The 18,171-nt window shown below is 61.1% G+C and carries 17 protein-coding genes; 12 read left to right on the forward strand and 5 right to left on the reverse strand.

Going from position 1 to position 18,171, the window contains the following annotated elements:
• Nucleotides 1–19: 19 nt before the first annotated feature.
• Nucleotides 20–985 carry a Bug family tripartite tricarboxylate transporter substrate binding protein gene (locus AB3147_RS00435; RefSeq protein WP_367351197.1) on the reverse strand — a complete coding sequence of 322 codons (966 nt, stop codon included), beginning with the start codon at nt 983–985 and terminating at the stop codon, nt 20–22.
• A gap of 228 nt (nt 986–1,213) precedes the next feature.
• Here AB3147_RS00435 and AB3147_RS00440 point away from each other — a divergent pair, with 228 nt between their 5' ends.
• The 4 genes from AB3147_RS00440 to AB3147_RS00455 all read left to right on the forward strand — a co-directional run bounded on the left by AB3147_RS00440 (nt 1,214) and on the right by AB3147_RS00455 (nt 3,980).
• Entirely contained in the window at nt 1,214–2,407 is a 1,194-nt protein-coding gene (locus AB3147_RS00440; RefSeq protein ID WP_367351198.1) for an acetylornithine transaminase, read from the forward strand.
• Nucleotides 2,408–2,532: 125 nt separating this feature from the next.
• Nucleotides 2,533–2,859 carry a hypothetical protein gene (locus AB3147_RS00445; protein ID WP_367351199.1) on the forward strand — a complete coding sequence of 109 codons (327 nt, stop codon included), beginning with the start codon at nt 2,533–2,535 and terminating at the stop codon, nt 2,857–2,859.
• A gap of 51 nt (nt 2,860–2,910) precedes the next feature.
• Complete coding sequence (locus tag AB3147_RS00450; RefSeq protein WP_367351200.1) at nt 2,911–3,549, forward strand: class I SAM-dependent DNA methyltransferase; 639 nt, start codon at nt 2,911–2,913, stop codon at nt 3,547–3,549.
• A 218-nt stretch (nt 3,550–3,767) separates the two neighbouring features.
• Complete coding sequence (locus AB3147_RS00455) at nt 3,768–3,980, forward strand: hypothetical protein (protein ID WP_367351201.1); 213 nt, start codon at nt 3,768–3,770, stop codon at nt 3,978–3,980.
• Nucleotides 3,981–4,043: 63 nt separating this feature from the next.
• Here the strand turns inward: AB3147_RS00455 and AB3147_RS00460 are convergent, their stop codons facing one another.
• Nucleotides 4,044–4,949 (reverse strand): hypothetical protein, encoded by a 906-nt coding sequence (locus tag AB3147_RS00460; protein ID WP_367351202.1) that lies wholly within the window; start codon nt 4,947–4,949, stop codon nt 4,044–4,046.
• A gap of 294 nt (nt 4,950–5,243) precedes the next feature.
• On the opposite strand from AB3147_RS00460, the gene AB3147_RS00465 reads away from it, so the two are divergent.
• From AB3147_RS00465 to AB3147_RS00475, 3 genes are all read left to right on the forward strand, one after another.
• The gene (locus AB3147_RS00465) at nt 5,244–7,451 is read left to right on the forward strand and encodes an AAA family ATPase (RefSeq protein ID WP_367351203.1); all 2,208 of its coding nucleotides are present in this window, start codon (nt 5,244–5,246) and stop codon (nt 7,449–7,451) included.
• A gap of 188 nt (nt 7,452–7,639) precedes the next feature.
• Nucleotides 7,640–8,821, forward strand: a complete 1,182-nt coding sequence (locus tag AB3147_RS00470; RefSeq protein ID WP_367351204.1) for an MBL fold metallo-hydrolase — start codon at nt 7,640–7,642, stop codon at nt 8,819–8,821.
• A 410-nt stretch (nt 8,822–9,231) separates the two neighbouring features.
• A complete protein-coding gene (locus AB3147_RS00475) occupies nt 9,232–9,564 on the forward strand; it encodes a hypothetical protein (protein WP_367351205.1) in 333 nt (110 codons plus the stop codon).
• A 99-nt stretch (nt 9,565–9,663) separates the two neighbouring features.
• Here the strand turns inward: AB3147_RS00475 and AB3147_RS00480 are convergent, their stop codons facing one another.
• Nucleotides 9,664–10,401, reverse strand: a complete 738-nt coding sequence (locus tag AB3147_RS00480; protein ID WP_367351206.1) for an anti-sigma factor family protein — start codon at nt 10,399–10,401, stop codon at nt 9,664–9,666.
• On the reverse strand, nt 10,398–10,913 hold the full coding sequence (locus AB3147_RS00485; RefSeq protein WP_367353502.1) for a sigma-70 family RNA polymerase sigma factor: 516 nt from the start codon (nt 10,911–10,913) through the stop codon (nt 10,398–10,400). Before AB3147_RS00485 ends, AB3147_RS00480 begins: the two co-directional genes overlap by 4 nt.
• Before the next feature lie 388 nt (nt 10,914–11,301).
• Here AB3147_RS00485 and AB3147_RS00490 point away from each other — a divergent pair, with 388 nt between their 5' ends.
• Nucleotides 11,302–12,336, forward strand: a complete 1,035-nt coding sequence (locus tag AB3147_RS00490; RefSeq protein ID WP_367353503.1) for a catalase family peroxidase — start codon at nt 11,302–11,304, stop codon at nt 12,334–12,336.
• A complete protein-coding gene (locus tag AB3147_RS00495) occupies nt 12,333–12,902 on the forward strand; it encodes a cytochrome b (RefSeq protein ID WP_367351207.1) in 570 nt (189 codons plus the stop codon). The genes AB3147_RS00490 and AB3147_RS00495 overlap by 4 nt, the downstream gene beginning before the upstream one ends.
• 71 nt (nt 12,903–12,973) lie before the next feature.
• Here the strand turns inward: AB3147_RS00495 and AB3147_RS00500 are convergent, their stop codons facing one another.
• On the reverse strand, nt 12,974–13,423 hold the full coding sequence (locus AB3147_RS00500) for a hypothetical protein (protein ID WP_367351208.1): 450 nt from the start codon (nt 13,421–13,423) through the stop codon (nt 12,974–12,976).
• A gap of 163 nt (nt 13,424–13,586) precedes the next feature.
• Here AB3147_RS00500 and AB3147_RS00505 point away from each other — a divergent pair, with 163 nt between their 5' ends.
• The 3 genes from AB3147_RS00505 (at nt 13,587) to AB3147_RS00515 (ending at nt 17,756) form a co-directional block, all read left to right on the forward strand.
• Complete coding sequence (locus AB3147_RS00505; RefSeq protein ID WP_367351209.1) at nt 13,587–14,114, forward strand: sigma-70 family RNA polymerase sigma factor; 528 nt, start codon at nt 13,587–13,589, stop codon at nt 14,112–14,114.
• Nucleotides 14,104–15,156: a FecR domain-containing protein gene (locus tag AB3147_RS00510; protein WP_367351210.1), complete on the forward strand. Its 1,053-nt coding sequence runs from the start codon at nt 14,104–14,106 to the stop codon at nt 15,154–15,156. Before AB3147_RS00505 ends, AB3147_RS00510 begins: the two co-directional genes overlap by 11 nt.
• Before the next feature lie 113 nt (nt 15,157–15,269).
• Nucleotides 15,270–17,756, forward strand: a complete 2,487-nt coding sequence (locus AB3147_RS00515; protein WP_367351211.1) for a TonB-dependent siderophore receptor — start codon at nt 15,270–15,272, stop codon at nt 17,754–17,756.
• The last annotated feature ends 415 nt before the right edge of the window (nt 17,757–18,171 follow it).

Here is an 18,171-nt window from a genome sequence, read left to right on the forward strand (position 1 = left end):
CGTCAATCCAGGAACGCGCTCAATCCACCTGCGCGCCCGACTGCTTCACCGCCTTGCCCCACTTCTCAACCTCGGCCGCCATAAACGTCCCAGTCGCCTCCGGCGTCAACGGCATCGGCTCCGCGCCACGATCCCGGAAGAACTTCTGCATCTCCGGCGTATTCAACACCTGCCCGATCTGCTTGCTAAGCGCCCCGGTAATCTCCGCAGGCGTCCCCTTAGGCGCCAACACCGCCGCCCAGCCGATCGCCTCAAACCCCGGATACCCCGATTCCGCCACCGTCGGCACATTCGGCAACTGCGGCAACCGCTTCGCCGTCGTCACCGCCAGCGCCACCGCCTTCTTGCTCTGCACGTGCGGCAAACCCGCCGTCACCGAGTCCACCATCAGCGGCACCTGATGCCCCAGAAAGTCCGCCTGCGCCGGACCACTGCCCTTGTACGGAATATGGCGAATATCAATATCCGCCGCCGCCTTGAACATCTCGGCCGACAAATGCTGCGTGCCGCCAATCCCCGCGCTGGCATACGCCAGCTCACCCGGATTCGCACGCGCCTGCGTCACCAACTGCTGCAGCGACGTAATCCCCGACGCCGGCGTCGCCAGGAACATCAGCGGCACCGAGAACACCCCCGACACCGGCGCAAAATCCTTCGTCAGGCTGTAATTGATGGTCTTGTACAGCGTCTGGTTCACCGCTGCCGCGCTACCCGCGATCACCAGCGTGTAACCGTCCGGCGCCGCGCGCGTGGCCTGCTCCATCCCGATATTGCTGCCCGCGCCCGCGCGGTTCTCCACCACGATCGGCTGCTTGACTGCCGCGCCCAGCTTCTCGGCCAGCGCGCGCGCAAAGATGTCGGTCGCCTGCCCCGGCGGGAACGGCACGATCAGGCGGATGGGACGGTCGGGAAATTCCGCGTGGGCGGGCGTCATGGCGGCGGCCAAGGCCAGACCGGCGGCAAGACTGGAAAGAATACGTTTCATGATTGGTCAGTAAAAAGCGACGGCGGACTGCGCGCGAGGGGCGCATCGCCTGCATAAAATAGAGCGCCCGCGCTGGCAGCCCTTGTGAGGCCGGCCCGGGGCAGATCGGAGGGGTAGCGTCACGATAGCATCCCCCCGTCGGTGCTACATTTGCCTTTTCGCGCTTCCCCCCGGGGAATCCCCCGAAATTTCCCTCATCCCCTGTCCTTACATCCCGCAGGAACCGCCATGGAATTCAGCCAGTTCAACGTCGACACCCTCATGGAGATCACCTCCCGCCCGGACCTCGTGTTCGTCAGCGGCAAGGGATCCTGGCTGGAGGATCACGCGGGCAAGCGATACCTGGACTTCGTGCAGGGCTGGGCGGTGAACACCCTGGGCCACTCCGCGCCCGAAATGCAGCGCGCGCTGGTCGAACAGTCGCAAAAGCTGATGAACCCGTCGCCGGCGTTCTACAACATCCCCTCGATCGAGCTGGCCCAGCGCCTGACCGGCGCGTCCGACTTTGACCGCGTCTTCTTCGCCAACAGCGGCGGCGAAGCCAACGAAGGCGCCATCAAGCTCGCGCGCAAGTGGGGCCAGGTCAAGAAGAACGGCGCCTTCAAGATCATCACCATGAACCACGGCTTCCACGGCCGCACGCTGGCAACGATGTCCGCGTCGGGCAAGCCGGGCTGGGACAAGATGTTCGCCCCGCAGGTCGAAGGTTTCCCCAAGGCCGAACTGAACGACCTGGAATCCGTGCGCAAGCTGATCGACGACAAGACCGTCGCCATCATGCTGGAACCCGTCCAGGGCGAAGGCGGCGTGCTGCCCGCCACCAAGGAATTCATGCAAGGCCTGCGCAAGCTGGCCGATGAAAACCAACTGCTGCTGATCGTCGACGAAGTGCAGACCGGCATGGGCCGCACCGGCAAGATGTTCGCCTACCAGCACTTTGACGTCGTCCCCGACATCATGACGCTGGCCAAGGGCATCGGCGGCGGCGTGCCGCTGGCCGCCCTGCTGGCCCGTCAGGAAGTCAGCGTGTTCCAGCATGGCGACCAAGGCGGCACCTACAACGGCAACCCCCTGACCACCGCCGTCGGCGTCGCCGTCTTCGATGCGCTGGTCGCACCGGGCTTCATGGACGCGGTCAATGCGCGTGCCAAGCAACTGTCCGAAGGCCTGCTGGCCATCTCGGCCAAGTACGGCATGAAGGGCGAACGCGGCATGGGTCTGCTGCGCGCGCTGGTCATGGATCGCGATGATGGTCCGGCGATTGTCGAAGCTGCGCGTAATCAGGCGCCGGAAGGTCTGCTGCTGAACGCGCCGCGTCCGAATTTGCTGCGCTTCATGCCCGCGCTGAACGTGACGGCTGAGGAAGTGGATTCGATGCTGAAGCAACTGGATGCGCTGATTGCGCAGGTGCGTAAGGCTTGATGAGGGTTAGAAGGGTGTGAATGCAGGGGCCGCGATTATGCGGCCCTTGTTTTTTTTTGGGGTTGATTGGATTGCGGTTGGGATTGGCTATACGGCCGCGGGTTGGGACACGTTAAGGAAATCGAATGGACGCGAAGGAATTTGTCGGCAACTGGAATGCGCTGCGAGGCGAGCTGTTGGAGACGTTCATGGCGGCGGATGGCGGAAGCGCCGTCGCGGCCAAGGTGCGGGGACTGGGGTTGTCGGCGGCGCAGCTTGAGGGTGTGCGTGGCGTTTTGGATCTGGCGTTGCGGGACACGATGTATTCGCTGCTGCTGGGGTTGGATGGGGCGGCGAGTATTGGGGATAGCCAGGAGCAGTTCACCATCGCGGGTGAGGATGGGGTGGTGATTGAGGATATTGAGGCGGAGGCTTGGGAGTGCTTCCATGGGGATTCGGGCGTTTGCGGTTGATTCGCTTGCCGAGGGTCTGGGTATTCCGGTGGCCGTCACGGGAGTTTGAAGATGTCCAAGTCACCTGCTGATGACGTGGTGTCGATCTATCGGGAGCATGCCGACGCGTTTGTGCGGCTGCGTGGGACTGGGCTGATCGAGCGCGCGTGGCTGGATGCGTTCCTAGCGCTGCTGCCGGGGGCGAGTCCGCGGGTGCTGGATATTGGGTGTGGGTTTGGGGTGCCGATTGCTCAGTATCTGATTGAGCGTGGCTGCCTGATTACGGGTGTGGATACGTCGGTGCCGTTATTGAATCGGGCGAAGGCGGCGTTTCCTGAGCATCAGTGGATTGCTGCGGATATGCGGCAGATGGCGGTCGCGGGGCCGTTTGATGGGTTGATCGCTTGGCATAGCTTTTTTCATTTATCGCCAGAGGATCAGCGGGGAATGTTTGGGGAGTTCGGGCGGTTGGCTGCGCCGGGGGCGGTGCTGATGTTTACGAGTGGGACGGGGCTGGGTGAGGCGATTGGGGAGTTTGAAGGGCGGCCGCTGTATCACGGAAGTTTGGAGGGGGCGGAGTATCGGGAGTTGTTGGGGGTGAATGGGTTTGAGGTGGTGCGGAATGTGGTGGAGGATGCCGGGTGTGGGGGGGCGACGGTGTGGGTGGCGAAACGGATTGAGGATAAGGAAATGGTTCGCCCGGAGCGCTGAGCGAGGTCCGAATTACATCGGTGCGTGCATCGGAAGCGAACGAATTGAGCTGGAGAGCCAGCCGTTCCGTCGTCTGATATTGGCGGCTAAAGAGTTCTCCGACGGAGAGTGGCTGGCCATAATTAGGGGTACGGCTGGCGGGTGCGACGAATCGTTTCCCGGATAGAGGAAAGAAGGCGCTCAGACGGCTATCGGCTCATGAAAAGGAAGAGCGGAAGATGAAGAAGCGGAATTTGTATGCCGAGATCGCGGAGGGCTTTGATGCGCTCTCTCATCTGCGAAACAGTAAAACCACCTCGGTTAATGTTCCCGCCCCGGGCGACAGTCTAGCGAAACTACAGTCTTGCGCCTGGGATCCCGAAGATATCGTGGGCGATTCTGATGCGTTTGCAGACGAAGATATCATTGGCCGTCCTGTTCTGGGATGTTAATTCTCGTTAGCGCTGATCGACTCGGGTCTGCTTTCTGCCAGATTTGAGCTGTCAGTATCTAAGTCAAATTGGGATCGTGGCCCCCTCCGGAAGGCGGATTGCTCGTGAGTTCTTGCGTGACAGTGCCACGCGTGAGTCATCCCAATCAAGAATGAGCGGAATGGCGTCACTGAAAGTTCCTCCTTCTTCTTTGACAGCCGTCAGTCCAATCACCCGACTGTCCTCCGAGCCGTTTTCTTCCTGAACGGCGGCGTAGTCTTTCATCGCAAGTTCTATGGCGTCTCTTGAATCAATGCAGGGTTGGCGGATGAGCTTTCGCAGGGCCAATTGGACACGACAGACTGAGGCCATGTAAGCGCGAAACATGGCCAACACGTCGATTTGGTCTTCTAGTCGGTCCAGAACCCGCATCTTGAAGTCACCACGGTTTTCCAAGATGAGTTTCTTCTGGCAGTAAATCATGGATGCTTCTGACCACGAGGAGCTTTCCGCGCGGCCCTTAATCCCGTGAACAGCTACGGCACGATGTTGAACGTGGTTCCGCAGTTCGCAAACGAACTGGTATCCAAGCGTTTTGTCATAGGCGTCTGAAAGGAGTTTCTTGGCCGCGCCGGCAAAGGGTTCCGGCAACTCAAGGTGCTTGAAATCGCGGACCACATGATCGGCAAATAGGCGCGCGGTGGTCAGAAAATTGATGGTATGGCGGTTGGCCGCTGAGATGACTTCCGCCCACTTCTCATAGCGAAATTCGCGCTCCAATGTTCCTCGCGTCGAAACTTCCGCGCAGAACATTTCAAATGCTGTGAAGTTGCCGAGCAACAGCTCATAACGTTCCTCGAAGGCGCCGGCATCCACAAGGGTTTTTCGCGCGTTGACCAGCAGTTCATATCGCGCCTTGCTGATCTCAACGATCGTCTGAGGCCCGATGTGCGCCCCGCGTAAGCAATAGCCCACCTTTTCTCTCCTCATTCGTTAACCATCAGTCTGCCACTCGCTATCGGGTCCATCGAAAGGAGCTTTCCCACTCAAAGAACTGCTGCATGGTGTCGGAAGTCGCCCGTCACCAGCCATGGGTCCCGGGTAAGAGCGTTCCTTAGAATTTGTCATAGGGCCAGTATTTAAGTTTTCAAATTCTCTATGTTTTCTATCAGAGATTGTCGCTTCATATCTGAATTCCAATTGTCTTCTCGAAAATAGCATTACATTACGAAAGCCAGCTACGATAGTTCAGCACTATTTCTTCAAATAAGGAATTAGCGTTCCATGATCGAATCATTGAGCATTTCGAAAACTGCTACCTACGGCATTGCACCACAGGTTCTCGACCGTCTCGCTCGATTTAATTTCATTTTTGGCACTAATGGTGCTGGCAAAACTACTATCACAAGAGTTATCGCCAGTCCGGAGGATCATCCGGATTGCGCTATTGCGTGGAAGAAAGGAACTCGCTTAGAGGCGATGGTCTACAACCGCGACTTCGTCGATCGCAATTTCAATGCGGCCCCTCGACTCAAGGGAATCTTTACTTTAGGTGAGCAGGATATCGCCACCCTCGATGCAATTGCGGCGAAGAAGACTGAGTTCGATGGCATTGTCCGCAACATTGAGCAATTGACCAACACGCTGCAAGGGCAAGATCAGAAGTCGGGAAAGAAAGGTGAACTCGCCGAGTTGGAGAGCCATATCAAAAATAAGTGCTGGGAGCAAAAACAGAGGCATGACGCGGTTTTCGGGGACGCATTTACCGGCGCACGCAACAGCTCGGAGCGGTTCAAGGAGCGCGTCTTGGCAGAGTTGATTTCGAATCAAGCCGAGTTGAAATCGTTGGACTACCTCAAGGACAAGGCCAAGACGGTGTTTGGGGCAACACCCGTCATCGAGACGGCCATTCCAGAACTAGGCTCCGCCGATATCGTCAACCATGAGTCGAATCCAGTACTCGCAAAGAAGGTGATCGGCAAGGAGGATGTGGACATTGCCGAGTTGATCCAACGGCTGGGCAACAGCGATTGGGTCAAACAGGGTCAGGCGTTCTACGAGCGGAGCAAGCCTACTTGCCCGTTCTGCCAACAAAAAGTGCAGGAAAGTTTCGAGGCTAGCCTGTCTAGCTATTTTGACGAGTCTTTCGCGAAACACACTAAGGCCATCGCCGAGCTGCAAAGCGCGTACGCCCGCGACGCCGACACCCTGCGTGTGAAGTTGAAAGCGGTTGTGGACGGCGGCTCTCGGTTCATGGACATGGGGGCGTTTGAGGCCGAGCGCTCCGCCATCGAGGCGCGCTTAGAAACCAACGCACTTTTGCTGGTGAACAAGGCCAAAGAGCCGAGCCTGCCCGTCCACATCGAGCCGATGTTCGAGCTGCTGGCCACCGCTTCCAAGCTAATCGCGAACGCCAACGCGGCCGTTAGAGCCCACAACGAGATCGCAAAGAACATAAGCAAAGAGCGAGCGGACTTGACTAAGCAGGTCTGGAAGCACATTTTGGAGGTCGAGCTCAAAACCGAGTTGGCTGCTTATACGAGCAAGCGCAACGGCCTCAACGCGGCCATAGTCAAGCTGGAGAGCCAAATTCAAGAAGCTGCGGCTTTGAGGGCGGCGAAGGGGAAGGAGATCAAGGAGTTGGAAAAGGCGGCGACGAGCATCGAGCCGACCATCGAGGGCATCAACGGCTTGCTGAAATCTTTCGGGTTTCGGAATTTCACCATCGCTAAGGCCGACGACGGCCCGTTCTACAAGCTGGTGAGGGCCGATGGGAGCGACGCCAAGGACTCGCTGAGCGAGGGCGAGCGCTCGTTCGTCACCTTCCTCTACTTCTTCCATCTACTCAAAGGGAGCGAGAGCGAGAGCGGCATGACTGCCGACCGCGTGGTGGTGTTCGACGATCCAGTATCGAGTATGGACAGCGACGTCTTGTTTATCGTCAGTAGCCTAATTAAGTCGCTTTTCGAGCCAGTGCGGAAGAATACGGGCGGAATCAAGCAGATTTTCGTGCTAACGCACAATGTCTATTTCCACAAAGAGGTGACCTACACCTCTGACAGAGGCGATGACACCAAGGCCGGAGAGCGCAGCTACTGGGCGGTGCGGAAGGAACCTAGCGGCACCACAGTCGAGCGCCACGCATCAAATCCAATAAAGACCTCATACGATTTGCTTTGGGAGGAGTTGCGCCGTCCGCAGAAGTCACCGTTGACCGTGCAAAACACCATGCGGCGTATCTTGGAGAACTACTTCAAGATTCTGGGGAGAATGGACTTCGACAAGATTTGCGACCAGTTCGATGGGCTGCAAAAAGCCAAATGCCGGTCCCTATTCGCTTGGGTCAACGACGGCTCGCACTTCTCGCACGACGATACTTTTTACACCTTCGACCAAGCCTCCATTGATACCTACATGGAAATTTTCAAGCAGATCTTTGAGAAAAGTGGGCAGTTGGCCCACTATGACATGATGATGCACGGATCGAGCTAATCGGCAGGCCTAGGCTGCCTTTCAACTTAGACCAGAAGAAAGCGCAACCATTTCTATGGTTGCGCTAAGAGTCCCACAGTCGGACCATCGTCTACTCGATTACATTGCCGATACATATTGCAGCGCTCGACGCAGCGTCGGAGCGGCTATATGTCGATCCGGTCGTTAGTCAACAGATGCATATAAAAATGAAACGAATAACAGCTTTGCCGATTAAAGGTGAATCTTATCTTTTGCAGTACATGGGAAAGCTCATTCTTGTCGATGGTGGTTACACTGGCTCCTCCCTTGCCTTGGCTCTGAAGAAGCAGCTAGGCAAGCCGAACATCCACTTAGACGTGGTCGTATGTACACATAATGATAAAGACCATGCTGGCGGGCTGACGGACCTGCTCGATCGACCAGGTATAACGGCATCAGAGTTCTGGCTGCCCGGCTCATGGAAAGAAACCGTCAAGGAACTCGTCGAGGAAACCGAACTTTTCTACCAAGAACTGGTGAAAGAGTTCAAAGATGGTGAACACATCGGAACCCTGTTCGCCGAGGAAAACGAGACAATCGACAGCGAACTTGCCAAGTTGATCTCCAATGCGCCCTTCGCCGACGAAGGTGATCCGGGTGAAGCGCGACGCACGCTTGAGTTGCGGCCTGCGAAGCTAGACACGAAGACCAAGGCCGCCTCCAAGGCGAAGCAGTCAATTAGAAAGATGGGCAAAAGTCGTGGGATCACGCGGCGCGCAATGGATCTAATCGAAACTGCCGAGAGAATCAGGGAAATTGCGTTGTCGGTGAACGGCAAAAACGTGCGTGTACGGTGGTTCGATTACCTTGCCTATTCTAAAGACCGTATAGCGACGGGCGGCGAAGTCTTTCTGACTCCTATCAATGCCAAGGAGTTACGAGAGCCGCCGGCACTGCGGGGGATTTTATTCCGCCGCTTCATCGCACTCTCCCGCGCCAATCGGGAAAGCCTCGCCTTCCTTTCTTCAGGTGATGACGCGCACGTCGACGTCATGTTCTGTGGCGATTCGCCCCTAGGAGACGGTCCGCGTTACGCAAACTCATTTCTGTCTGGCAAGCGGACATGCAAGCCTCTGATTGCGACCGCGCCACATCACGGCGCTGATTCAAATGCTATGGCATATGGACATATCGCTGAATTTGGCGATGTGTGCTTCTGGATTCGTGCCGGAGGCAAGGCCCATCATCCTCAGTCCGCGTATCGAACGATCCCTAGCGGTATTAGGACCTGCACGCATTGTCCGCACAAACACCTTCCGCTTCAGGCCGTGTGCATTACGGACAAATGCGAAAAATTTACTGACCCCGAGGCGTGGCTGACCGTGAGATCGCACGACTGCCTCTGTTAGGGCGCCATGAACGCGGCAGTATCGGACTCACGGTGTGGGCCGCGAACCCAAGCAATGCCGAAGCAAAGCATTGGGATTCTAGGGCATGCTTTCGCTCGGGACGCGCACATAGGTTGATTTCCGCCCCATTGCCCAGTCGCCGATTTATCTCTCCCTTTCCGGCTAGAGTCGCTCCGCGCCGTATACTCCCCCGACTACCGCCACGAACGGTAGCCCGGTGTGGAAGCCGGTAAATTCGTCGGTGTTGACCTCCCAGTCAGCACGCCTTCGCACGCTCAATGGGCGGGCCTTGGCAGGGGTGCGCTAGTCGCACGCCGGTTCCGACGATCCGGTCTTCCAACCTTGTCCTGTGCCCGCCCGCCCCATTTGGAAGTGGGGCAGCGGGATTTCCATATCGTCGGAGGAAATCCATGCAGTCCCATCCCCTCACTGAAAGCCCCTGGTCCGTAGACACTAATCCCGAACTCGGCGTGGTGCCTTTATCCCACCTCTACAACATCGACCGCGCTCGCTGCGCCATCGCTTCCATCGCGCGTCTTGTCGGCAACAGCGCCTCCGAGCCCGACGCCACCGGCGCGCAGCCGCTGGACGCGTGGACCGTGGCCGCGTTGTTGGGCGGCGTGGAAGGATTGTGTGAGCACATGGGCGTCATGACGGAGGTCATGCTGGAAACGGCACGCGCATGCGCACAAGACGTCGATCGCGCCGACCCGACGCATGACGCGCCCACATCAATCCAGTAAGCGCAGAACGGCTCGGGCCTGCCGCGATGTGCGACAGGCCCGAGCCGTTCGATTTAGACCAGTATGTAGACGACACAAAGGCCTGAAATTACTCAGACGTCATGACTCACCCATTTGCGCTGTCTGACCGCCCGCATCCCCCGCCGTCACCAACGCATAGTTGTACCCCCGCCCCGACCAATACCGCGCCACCAGCTCGCCATCCCTCCGGCTCCCTTGCGCCAGAAACTGCCCCCCCGGCCCAGGCGGCCGAATATAAAACGTAGCGCGCTGCCCCGCGTTCTCATAGATAACAAGCGCCGCCGGCCCCTGATCGGTAGCCAACAATCGCGCAGCAACAGGCCTAAACCCGCTATCGCTCAAATTAGGCAACCGCTCGGCATGCGCAAAATACGCATCCAACCACCCCTGCAAATCCCCAGCATCGGCCCGCACGTCCGGCTGCGGCGCATCCGCGGACGCAAACAACCGATAAGCCTGCATCGCATCCTGCATCGGCAACACCCGATTCGCCAAGGCCGTATCGCGGGCACTCCATCCCGTGACGCCGCCAATCGCCACCGCCACAACCAGACTAGCCGCCATCGCCATCCGCCGCCGTGTACGAACTCTTAGCCCCGCACGTACCGCAGCAGGATCCAACGCAGGGTTACCCGGCAAACTATCCCCGCCAGCCCCTTCCCGCAGCCGTTGCGCATCCCGACGCCAAGCCTCCAGCTCCTGCGCCTCATCCGGATGCGCCCGCAAATACGCCTGCAGCTCCTGCAATTGCGACGGATCCAACTGTCCGTCCACATACGCATTACGCGTCAGATCATCGATAGAGCGTTCTTTCATTTCAATATCCTCAGACGAGCCTCGCCGGTCTGCCCCTCATGCAATTCACGCAAGGCACTCCGCGCGCGGGACAGGCGCGACATGACGGTGCCTAGCGGTACGTCTAAAACATCGGCGACGGCCTTGTAGCTCATGCCTTCCACGCTGACGAGCCACAGCAGCGTGCGCTGCGCCTCGGGCAGGCGTTCGAAGACATCCAGGGAAGATCGCGCGATGACCTCGCGCTCGGCCGACGGCGCGGCGGCGTCGGAGCCGGCAAACCATGACAGCAGCCGCGCATAGCGGCGCGAGCGGCGTTGGGAGTCCAGGAACTGGCGGTACAGGATGGTGAAGAGCCACGCGCGCACGTCGCCTTGCGGACGGCGGCCGCGCCAGCGGGTGAGCGCTCTTTCCAGGGTGGATTGCACCAGGTCGTCGGCCGCGACCGCATCGCGCGTGAGGCGCAGCGCAAAACGCCGCAGGCGCGGCAGTAGTTGGCGCAGCACGGCGTCGGAGAGTTCTTCCGCTGGCATCTCGTCGTCGGTGGATGCCGGCGCGTCGGGCGGCACGCGGACCGGTTGAATCATGGCGGGTTCCTGGGACAGGCCTGCGCAACCAGCTTACAGGTCAATGCAGTAAGACGCCGCTCCGGCGGGTTTATTCCATCGCGGAATAACTTTTTTCGCACGGCGTCCTACAGGGGTATTCATCGCCCCATGGGCAAGGAGCCTTATGCAACAAGGATCTGATTGTAGCGGCCCGCCGCCGGGTCAAACGCCACCGGGAAGCCAGCCGCCGGGCCGCCTGCCGCCGAATCGCCAGCCGTCGGGTGAGCGGCACCAAGACGGCCAGCCCCCGGAAGGCCGGAGCCAGACGCCCCGGCCACTCACCGCCCCGCAAGCCCTTCTTCGCCTCGCCGCAATCGGCGCCATCGTGCTCGCCTCCGGCGCCGCGTTCGCCTACGTCGGCGGCTGGCTCGACCCTCAGCGCCTGACCCCAGACCGCGTGGTGAACGCGCTGGAAGCCAACAGCGGTGTCCACGAGGGCTTTCGCCGCAACCACGCCAAAGGCGTCTGTGTGATCGGCCGCTTCGAAAGCAGCGGCGCCGCCCATGACTTATCCACTGCCTCGGTGTTCGCGCCGGGCAGCACGCCCGTGGTGGGACGGCTGGCGCTGCCCGGCGGAAACCCTTATGCGTCGGACTCCAGCGTCCCGATTCGCAGCTTTGCCTTGATGTTCACGTCGGCCAATGGCGAACAGTGGCGAACCGGCATGAACAGCATGCCGGTGTTTCCGCTGTCGACGCCGCAAGCGTTCTACGATCAGCAACTTGTCGGACGGCCCGATCCCAAGACGGGCAAGCCCGATCCGCAGCGCATGCAGGCGTTTTTCGCGGCGCATCCTGAAACGGCGGCATTCCGCGCGTGGGCCAAGACCGCCAAGCCTTCGGCCAGCTACGCCACCGAAGACTATTACGGGCTGAACGCGTTCTACCTAATCGATGGGAACGGAAAGCGCCAGCCGGTGCGTTGGCAGTTGGCGCCGTTGGACGCGGCGGCGGCGCCTGTGGCGCAGCCGGGACACGATGCCGACTATTTGCAAGGCGACCTGCAACAACGCCTGACGCAAGGGCCGTTGCGCTGGCGTCTGCTGTTCACGTTGGGCCAGCCCGGCGATTCCACCAACGATGCAACCCGCCAGTGGCCGGCGGACCGGCCGACTGTCGACGCCGGCACCGTGGTGATAACCAGCAGCGCCTCGCAAAGCGATGGTCCCTGTCGCGATGTGAACTACGACCCGACGGTGTTGCCGCAAGGCATTGCGGTTTCCGACGATCCGCTGCTGGCGGCGCGTTCCGCGGCCTACGCGGCCTCTTATGAACGCCGCACGGGCGAAGGGCCGCCTCAAGCCGCCGCTGCGTCATCCCATTCGACTCAACCGGAGCGCGCCCAATGATCTCATCGCAAAATCAAACCCGCCGGCCGCCCGTCACGTTCAGCCTGTTCGCACGCGTGCTGCATTGGTCGATGGCGGCCGGCATACTCGCGATGCTGTTCATCGGCGTGGGTATGGTGGCGTCGGTGTCAGAGCGGCATCAGTGGCTGGTGCAGATCCATAAGCCGTTGGGCTTGGCGCTGCTGGCGCTGGTGTGCATCCGTCTGGTCAGGCGTGTGTTCAAGGGCGCGCCTGCGTTGCCGGCGGATCTACCGGCCTGGCAACGTCATGCGGCGCTGGCCTCGCACGTTCTGCTGTACGCGCTGATGTTCGCGATGCCGCTGATAGGCTGGGCGATGCTGTCGGCGGGCGGCTATCCGGTCGTAGCGGCCGGTTGGCAGTTGCCGCCGATTGCGCCTGCGGATGCGGCGTTATTCAGTTCGCTACGGGGCGCGCATCGGTATCTGGCCTTCCTGCTGTTCGCGACGGTGCTGCTGCATCTGGCCGCGGCGTTGTTTCATGGCTGGGTGCGGCGGGATGGCGTGCTGGAATCGATGACGCGGGGGCGTCCGGTGTCATCGCGCTAACGTGAGGAATGGGCCATGTGAGGCATCCTCCATGGCCCATGCGATCGAAGCGCAAAGGGGGTGACACGAATTCAATTCGGCTTCCACGTCACGCCATCCTTCGTCCGATACTTCGGCGTTCCCGTGCAACACCCGCCAGCCCCAAGCGCCTGCCGCCCGATGAACGCCGTCACGCCGCCCTTCTCTTCCGTCAGCGATTGACTCAAGCATGACGTCGGCAAGGGATAGAAATCGCCTTCCAGCACCAGCGTCCAGCTCACGTTCTCGCCTTCGGCTGGGTCTACCCGATACACCTTGCAGTTGTGCGCAAGCAGATGGATAGGCTTTCCCGCGAGCACACCCTTGAACTGATGCTCAGCCGGCGCTTCACGCGTAGCGATGGTTTCAGCGGTGAGCTTCGACCCGACCGGCGGTGGCGGCAGTTGGGGTTCGCATGCGGCAAGCAGGCTGGTCGCGCATAGCGTCATGGCGACGCGGCGGGCGGAATGCTTCAGCGATGGTGTCGTTTTCTTGGTGGCCATACTCGCTCCTTGGGCGACATCTTAGGCCTCAAATACCCGATTCACGCCAGACCGACGGCCGCAAAGCCTAGAACCCGTCCCGAAGGCGCCCGCATCATTCAATCCGACCTGTTTCGCCTTCACCCCTATAATGGGAACCATTCCCATTAGCAAAGCCCGTCCGATGTCCGCCAACTCCAGCGCCAGTCCCGACGCCGGTATCTCGACGATTTACCGTGACCACCATTCCTGGCTGCATGGCTGGCTGCGCCTGAAGCTCGGCGACGCGCATCGCGCGGCGGATCTGGCGCAGGACACGTTTGTTCGCCTGCTCTCGGCCAATTCCTCCGCCCAGACCGAAACCGCCCTGCGCGAACCGCGCGCTTACTTGCGCACCATCGCCAACCGACTGCTGGTGGACCATTGGCGCCGCCAGGAAATCGAGCGCAATTATCTGGCGGTGTTGCAGACCTATCCCCAACAACATTGGCCGTCCGAAGAATCGCGCCTGCTGATCCTGGAATCGCTGGAACAGATCGCGCAGATGCTGGGCCGGTTGAAGCCCGAGGTGCGCGAGGTGTTCCTGCTGGCGCAGATGGAGGGCCATACCTGCCCGCAGATCGCGCGGCAGGTGGGCAAGTCGGTGGCGACGGTGGAGCGCTATCTGGCGCAGGCGCTGCAACACTGCTACCGCCTGGTCTATGAGTGCTGATCGCGTGGCAACGGCCAAGCCTGGCGCGGGTGCGGAAGCCACTACAAACGGCGCGGGCGATGCGGCGGTGCTGGACGCCGCCATCCGTTGGCGCATCAAGCTGCAATACAACACGGCGGACGCGTCGGCGTGGCGGGCGTTCGATGTGTGGCTGGGCGCTAGCCCCGCGCATGCGCTCGTCTGGGAGCGGTTGCAGGCGCTTAGTGCGCGTTTGCAGCGGCCCGCGATGGACATGCCGCCGGAAGCCGCGGCGCGGATTCTTCGGCAGACGGGAACGGCGCAGGCGCTGCGCTCGCGGCGCAAGGCGTTGATGTCGCTGGGCGTGCTGGCCGCCGGTGGTTGGATGGCGTGGCAGGCGCGCGATGCGCAGCTGGTTCAGCATGCGCTGGCGGATGTGGCCACGTCGCGCGGCGAGCGGCGGCGGGTCGTGTTGCCGGACGGCGGCACGCTGGTGCTGAACACGGATACGGCGGTCAACATCCATTATGGCGATCAAGCGCGCAGGATCACGTTGCTGGCCGGCGAGGTCTATCTGATCTCCGGCAGCGACCCGCTGTCGCGTCCGCTGTTTGTAGAGACGCGCGATGGTCAGGCGCGGGCGTTGGGGACGCGCTATCGGGTACGTCAGTGGGACGAGGCCAGTGAAGTGTCGGTGGACGAAGGCATGGTCGCCATGCTGCCGCGCGATGGCGGCGACGAGGCCGGAAAGACACTGCAGGCAGGCGAATCCGCGCGGATGACGCGTCAGAAAGTATTCAGTGCGGGGCCAATCGATACCCGCGTGATGGATGGCAGCGCCTGGGTCGAAGGCGCGCTGTCGGTGCGAGACATGCCGCTCGCCGCATTCCTGCAGGAACTGTCGCGTTATCACGGCGCGATCGAATGCGACCCCGCCGTGGCGCGGCTTAGCGTATCCGGCGTGTTTCAGCTGGACGACACGCACAAGGTGCTGGCGCTGCTGCGTCAGATCCTGCCGATCGAACCGCAATCCGGCCGCCTGTGGTGGGGCGGGCGCGTCACGCGGGTGCGGGCGCGCGCGTGATGGACAACGCCCGGTAAAAATTATTTGAGGGGATCGGCGAATTCGTTCGTCATACCGCTTGAAGCAGTGCGCACTGCCCAAGATGGACCGACCCTCATTGGAGTAACCCTTTCGTGAAGACCTACCGACACCCGGACGCCACGGCGCCGGGCGCCCGGGCTTGCATGCGCGCCTGCCCCACCCCTTCCCTTGCCGTTCTCCTGCCGCTGGCGGCGGCGCTCGGTCTGGCCGCGTTGTCCGCCAGCCCGACGACTGCGCGCGCTCAGACAGCGCCCGCCGCAAACGCGCCCTCTGCCGCGTCGCGCGCCTATGCGATCGCGCCGGGTCCGTTGAATGACACGCTGGCGGAATTCGCCAGGCAGGCCGGGATTTCGCTGGCGTATTCGTCCGCGCAGTTGAACGGTGCGCGTAGCGCGGGCCTGAACGGCCAGTATGGCGTGGCAGACGGTTTGCGCGCCTTGCTGTCTGGCACGGGTTATCGCGCCGTCAATGTGGATGGCGGCATCCGCATCGAGGCCGAGCCGCAGTCCGCGGCCAGCACGCTGGCGCCGGTGCTGGTGACGGGCGTCTTCAATGCGACCACCGAGAACACGAACTCCTACGCGGCCCGGGCGGCGACCATCGGCAAGACGGAAGAGGCGCTCAAGGACATTCCGCAGTCGGTCACGGTGATCACGCGCCGGCGCATGGACGACCAGAACCTGTCGACCATCAGCGAAGTGCTGGAGAACACGACGGGCGTGACGATCAGCGAAGTGGCCGACGGCGGCCGCAACTTCTATTCGCGCGGTTTCAAGATCACGAACATCCAGTACGACGGCGTGCCGCTGTCGCGCAGCTTCTACGCGGTGGGCAACAGTTTCACGGGCAGCACGGCGTATCTGGATCGCGTCGAGGTGTTGCGGGGCGCGCAAGGCCTGATGGAAGGCGCGGGCCAGCCTGGCGGATCGGTCAACCTGGTGCGCAAGCGGCCCACTGCCGAGACGCAGGTGTTGATGGAAGCGCGTGCCGGTTCGTGGGATCACGTGGGCGGCATGCTGGACGCGGGCGGCGCGTTGAACGCCGACGGCAGTCTGCGGGCGCGGGCGGTGCTGGACTACGACACCAAGGGTTCGTTCATCGACGTGGTGAAGGAACGCAACACCAACCTGTACTTTGCGCTGGACTACGACGTGTCGCCGCGCACGACCGTGGGCGCTGGCGTGCTGGTGTCGCGGGTGCGGGCCACGCCCTTCTTTGGCGGCCTGCCGCGGTACAGCGACGGTCGTTCGCTGGACCTGAAGCGTTCAACGTTTCTGGGCGCGGACTGGAACCAATGGGACCGTGACGAGACCCAGGTCTTCGCCGACCTGACGCATCGCTTCAACAACAACTGGCGCCTGAACATCGCGGGCACCTACGTGAAGGAAAGCAGCCTGACGTCGGCACTGGACGCCACGGGCGCGGTGGACCCGGTGACGTTGATGGGGCCGATGCGCAATGCCTGGAACTACGACAAGTCCGCTGAGCACTTTGGGTTTGATGCCAATGTGAACGGCCGCTTCACGACGTGGGGCATGGCGCAGGACCTGACGGTGGGTGTGAGCATGTCGCGCCTGAAATCCAGCGATCGGATCGAGTACGCGTCCAACTACCTGCCGCTGGATGTGTTCCATCCGGATCCGCATGTACCCAAGCCCGAGAGCTTTCCGGACTCGCAGCGGCTGTCCCGCTATGACCCGCATGTGCAAAAAGGCATTTATGCGCAGTTGCGCAGCAGCCTGACGGACGACCTGACGCTGGTCTCCGGCGGTCGATTCAGTTGGTTTGAAAGCCGCTACACGACGCAGGCCGCAACGTGGAGCGACGTGAGCACCGCGAAAGCCAGCGCGGAGTTCACGCCGTTCCTGGGCTTGGTCTACGCGCTGACGCCGCAGTGGTCGGCCTATGCCAGCTATGCGGATATCTTCGAGCCGCAAACCGCCATCACGCTGGACGGCAGCGTCCTCAAGCCGATCGTGGGCGCCAACTATGAGGTGGGCATCAAGGGCGAGTTGATGGACGGCAGGCTGAACACGTCGTTCGCCGTTTATCGGATCGACCAGAAGAATCGCGCGGTGCAGGACTACGAGGCCGGACCGGTCTGCAATGGCGGCTATTGCTCGCGCGCGGCGGGCAAGGTTCGCAGCCAGGGCTTCGAGGCCGAGATGAGTGGCGAACTGGCGCCGGGCCTGCAAGTGGCCGCAGGCTATACGTTCAACAGCAACAAGTATCTGAGCGACCCGGAGCGTGAGGGCCAGACCTTCAGCGAGGAAACGCCTCGGCACATGCTGCGCGTGTGGAGCGAGTACCGCCTGCCGGGGGACCTGAATCGGTTGAGCCTCGGTGCAGGCGTCAATTGGCAGAGCGCGTTGACCAACACGATCTCAAATGTGCGGCGTCCGTCCTACAGCGTCTGGAACGCGCGCGTCGCGTACGACCTGACCTCGCATTGGACTGCTGCGGTAAACGTGAACAACCTGTTCGACAAGGTCTACTACGAGTACCCGGGCTATCTGGAGAACCGCAACAACTACGGCGCGCCGCGCAGCGTGCTGCTGACGCTGCGGGGAAGGTTCTGACGCGTTCGTCACCCAATTGAAAACGGCCTGCCGGATGTCTCGGCGGGCGTTTCTCTCAAGGTGTCTGACAGCCAGGCGAGATTCGCATCATACTCAGAGCAGCTCCCAAGGGTGTCAGAAGTCGCCTGCCGCAGGGCCGACATCAATCATCATTTAAACGCCAGTGCCCGAAGGGCGGCGCGTAAAGGTCGGCGCGATTCGTCTGAGCGCGGATGACCGGGCCAACTTTGGCTCACGCGGGCCAAAGTTGGCCCGAGTTTTTTTTGTTTGTTTTCAAACCGTTGAAGAATCTCGGGCCACAAATGGCCCGAACTTTCGGTGAAAAAAACACTTTCGCTGCTTTTGCGCCGTTGAGCTCGCCATGTGTGGCGGTGAAGCACGCGTAAGCAGTTGATAAGAAAGAACAACGGAAAAG

It is taken from the genome of Achromobacter animicus (assembly GCF_040775605.1).
Lineage (GTDB): Bacteria > Pseudomonadota > Gammaproteobacteria > Burkholderiales > Burkholderiaceae_B > Achromobacter > Achromobacter animicus.

Coding starts and splice junctions, on each gene's coding strand:
- AB3147_RS00440 (WP_367351198.1), top strand. CDS start 1,214: ATGGAATTCAGCCAGTTCAACGTCGACACCCTCATGGAGATCACCTCC.
- AB3147_RS00470 (WP_367351204.1), top strand. CDS start 7,640: ATGAAACGAATAACAGCTTTGCCGATTAAAGGTGAATCTTATCTTTTG.
- AB3147_RS00510 (WP_367351210.1), top strand. CDS start 14,104: ATGAGTGCTGATCGCGTGGCAACGGCCAAGCCTGGCGCGGGTGCGGAA.
- AB3147_RS00485 (WP_367353502.1), bottom strand. CDS start 10,913: ATGCCAGCGGAAGAACTCTCCGACGCCGTGCTGCGCCAACTACTGCCG.
- AB3147_RS00475 (WP_367351205.1), top strand. CDS start 9,232: ATGCAGTCCCATCCCCTCACTGAAAGCCCCTGGTCCGTAGACACTAAT.
- AB3147_RS00465 (WP_367351203.1), top strand. CDS start 5,244: ATGATCGAATCATTGAGCATTTCGAAAACTGCTACCTACGGCATTGCA.
- AB3147_RS00435 (WP_367351197.1), bottom strand. CDS start 985: ATGAAACGTATTCTTTCCAGTCTTGCCGCCGGTCTGGCCTTGGCCGCC.
- AB3147_RS00505 (WP_367351209.1), top strand. CDS start 13,587: ATGTCCGCCAACTCCAGCGCCAGTCCCGACGCCGGTATCTCGACGATT.
- AB3147_RS00460 (WP_367351202.1), bottom strand. CDS start 4,949: ATGAGGAGAGAAAAGGTGGGCTATTGCTTACGCGGGGCGCACATCGGG.
- AB3147_RS00445 (WP_367351199.1), top strand. CDS start 2,533: ATGGACGCGAAGGAATTTGTCGGCAACTGGAATGCGCTGCGAGGCGAG.
- AB3147_RS00480 (WP_367351206.1), bottom strand. CDS start 10,401: ATGAAAGAACGCTCTATCGATGATCTGACGCGTAATGCGTATGTGGAC.
- AB3147_RS00450 (WP_367351200.1), top strand. CDS start 2,911: ATGTCCAAGTCACCTGCTGATGACGTGGTGTCGATCTATCGGGAGCAT.
- AB3147_RS00500 (WP_367351208.1), bottom strand. CDS start 13,423: ATGGCCACCAAGAAAACGACACCATCGCTGAAGCATTCCGCCCGCCGC.
- AB3147_RS00495 (WP_367351207.1), top strand. CDS start 12,333: ATGATCTCATCGCAAAATCAAACCCGCCGGCCGCCCGTCACGTTCAGC.
- AB3147_RS00455 (WP_367351201.1), top strand. CDS start 3,768: ATGAAGAAGCGGAATTTGTATGCCGAGATCGCGGAGGGCTTTGATGCG.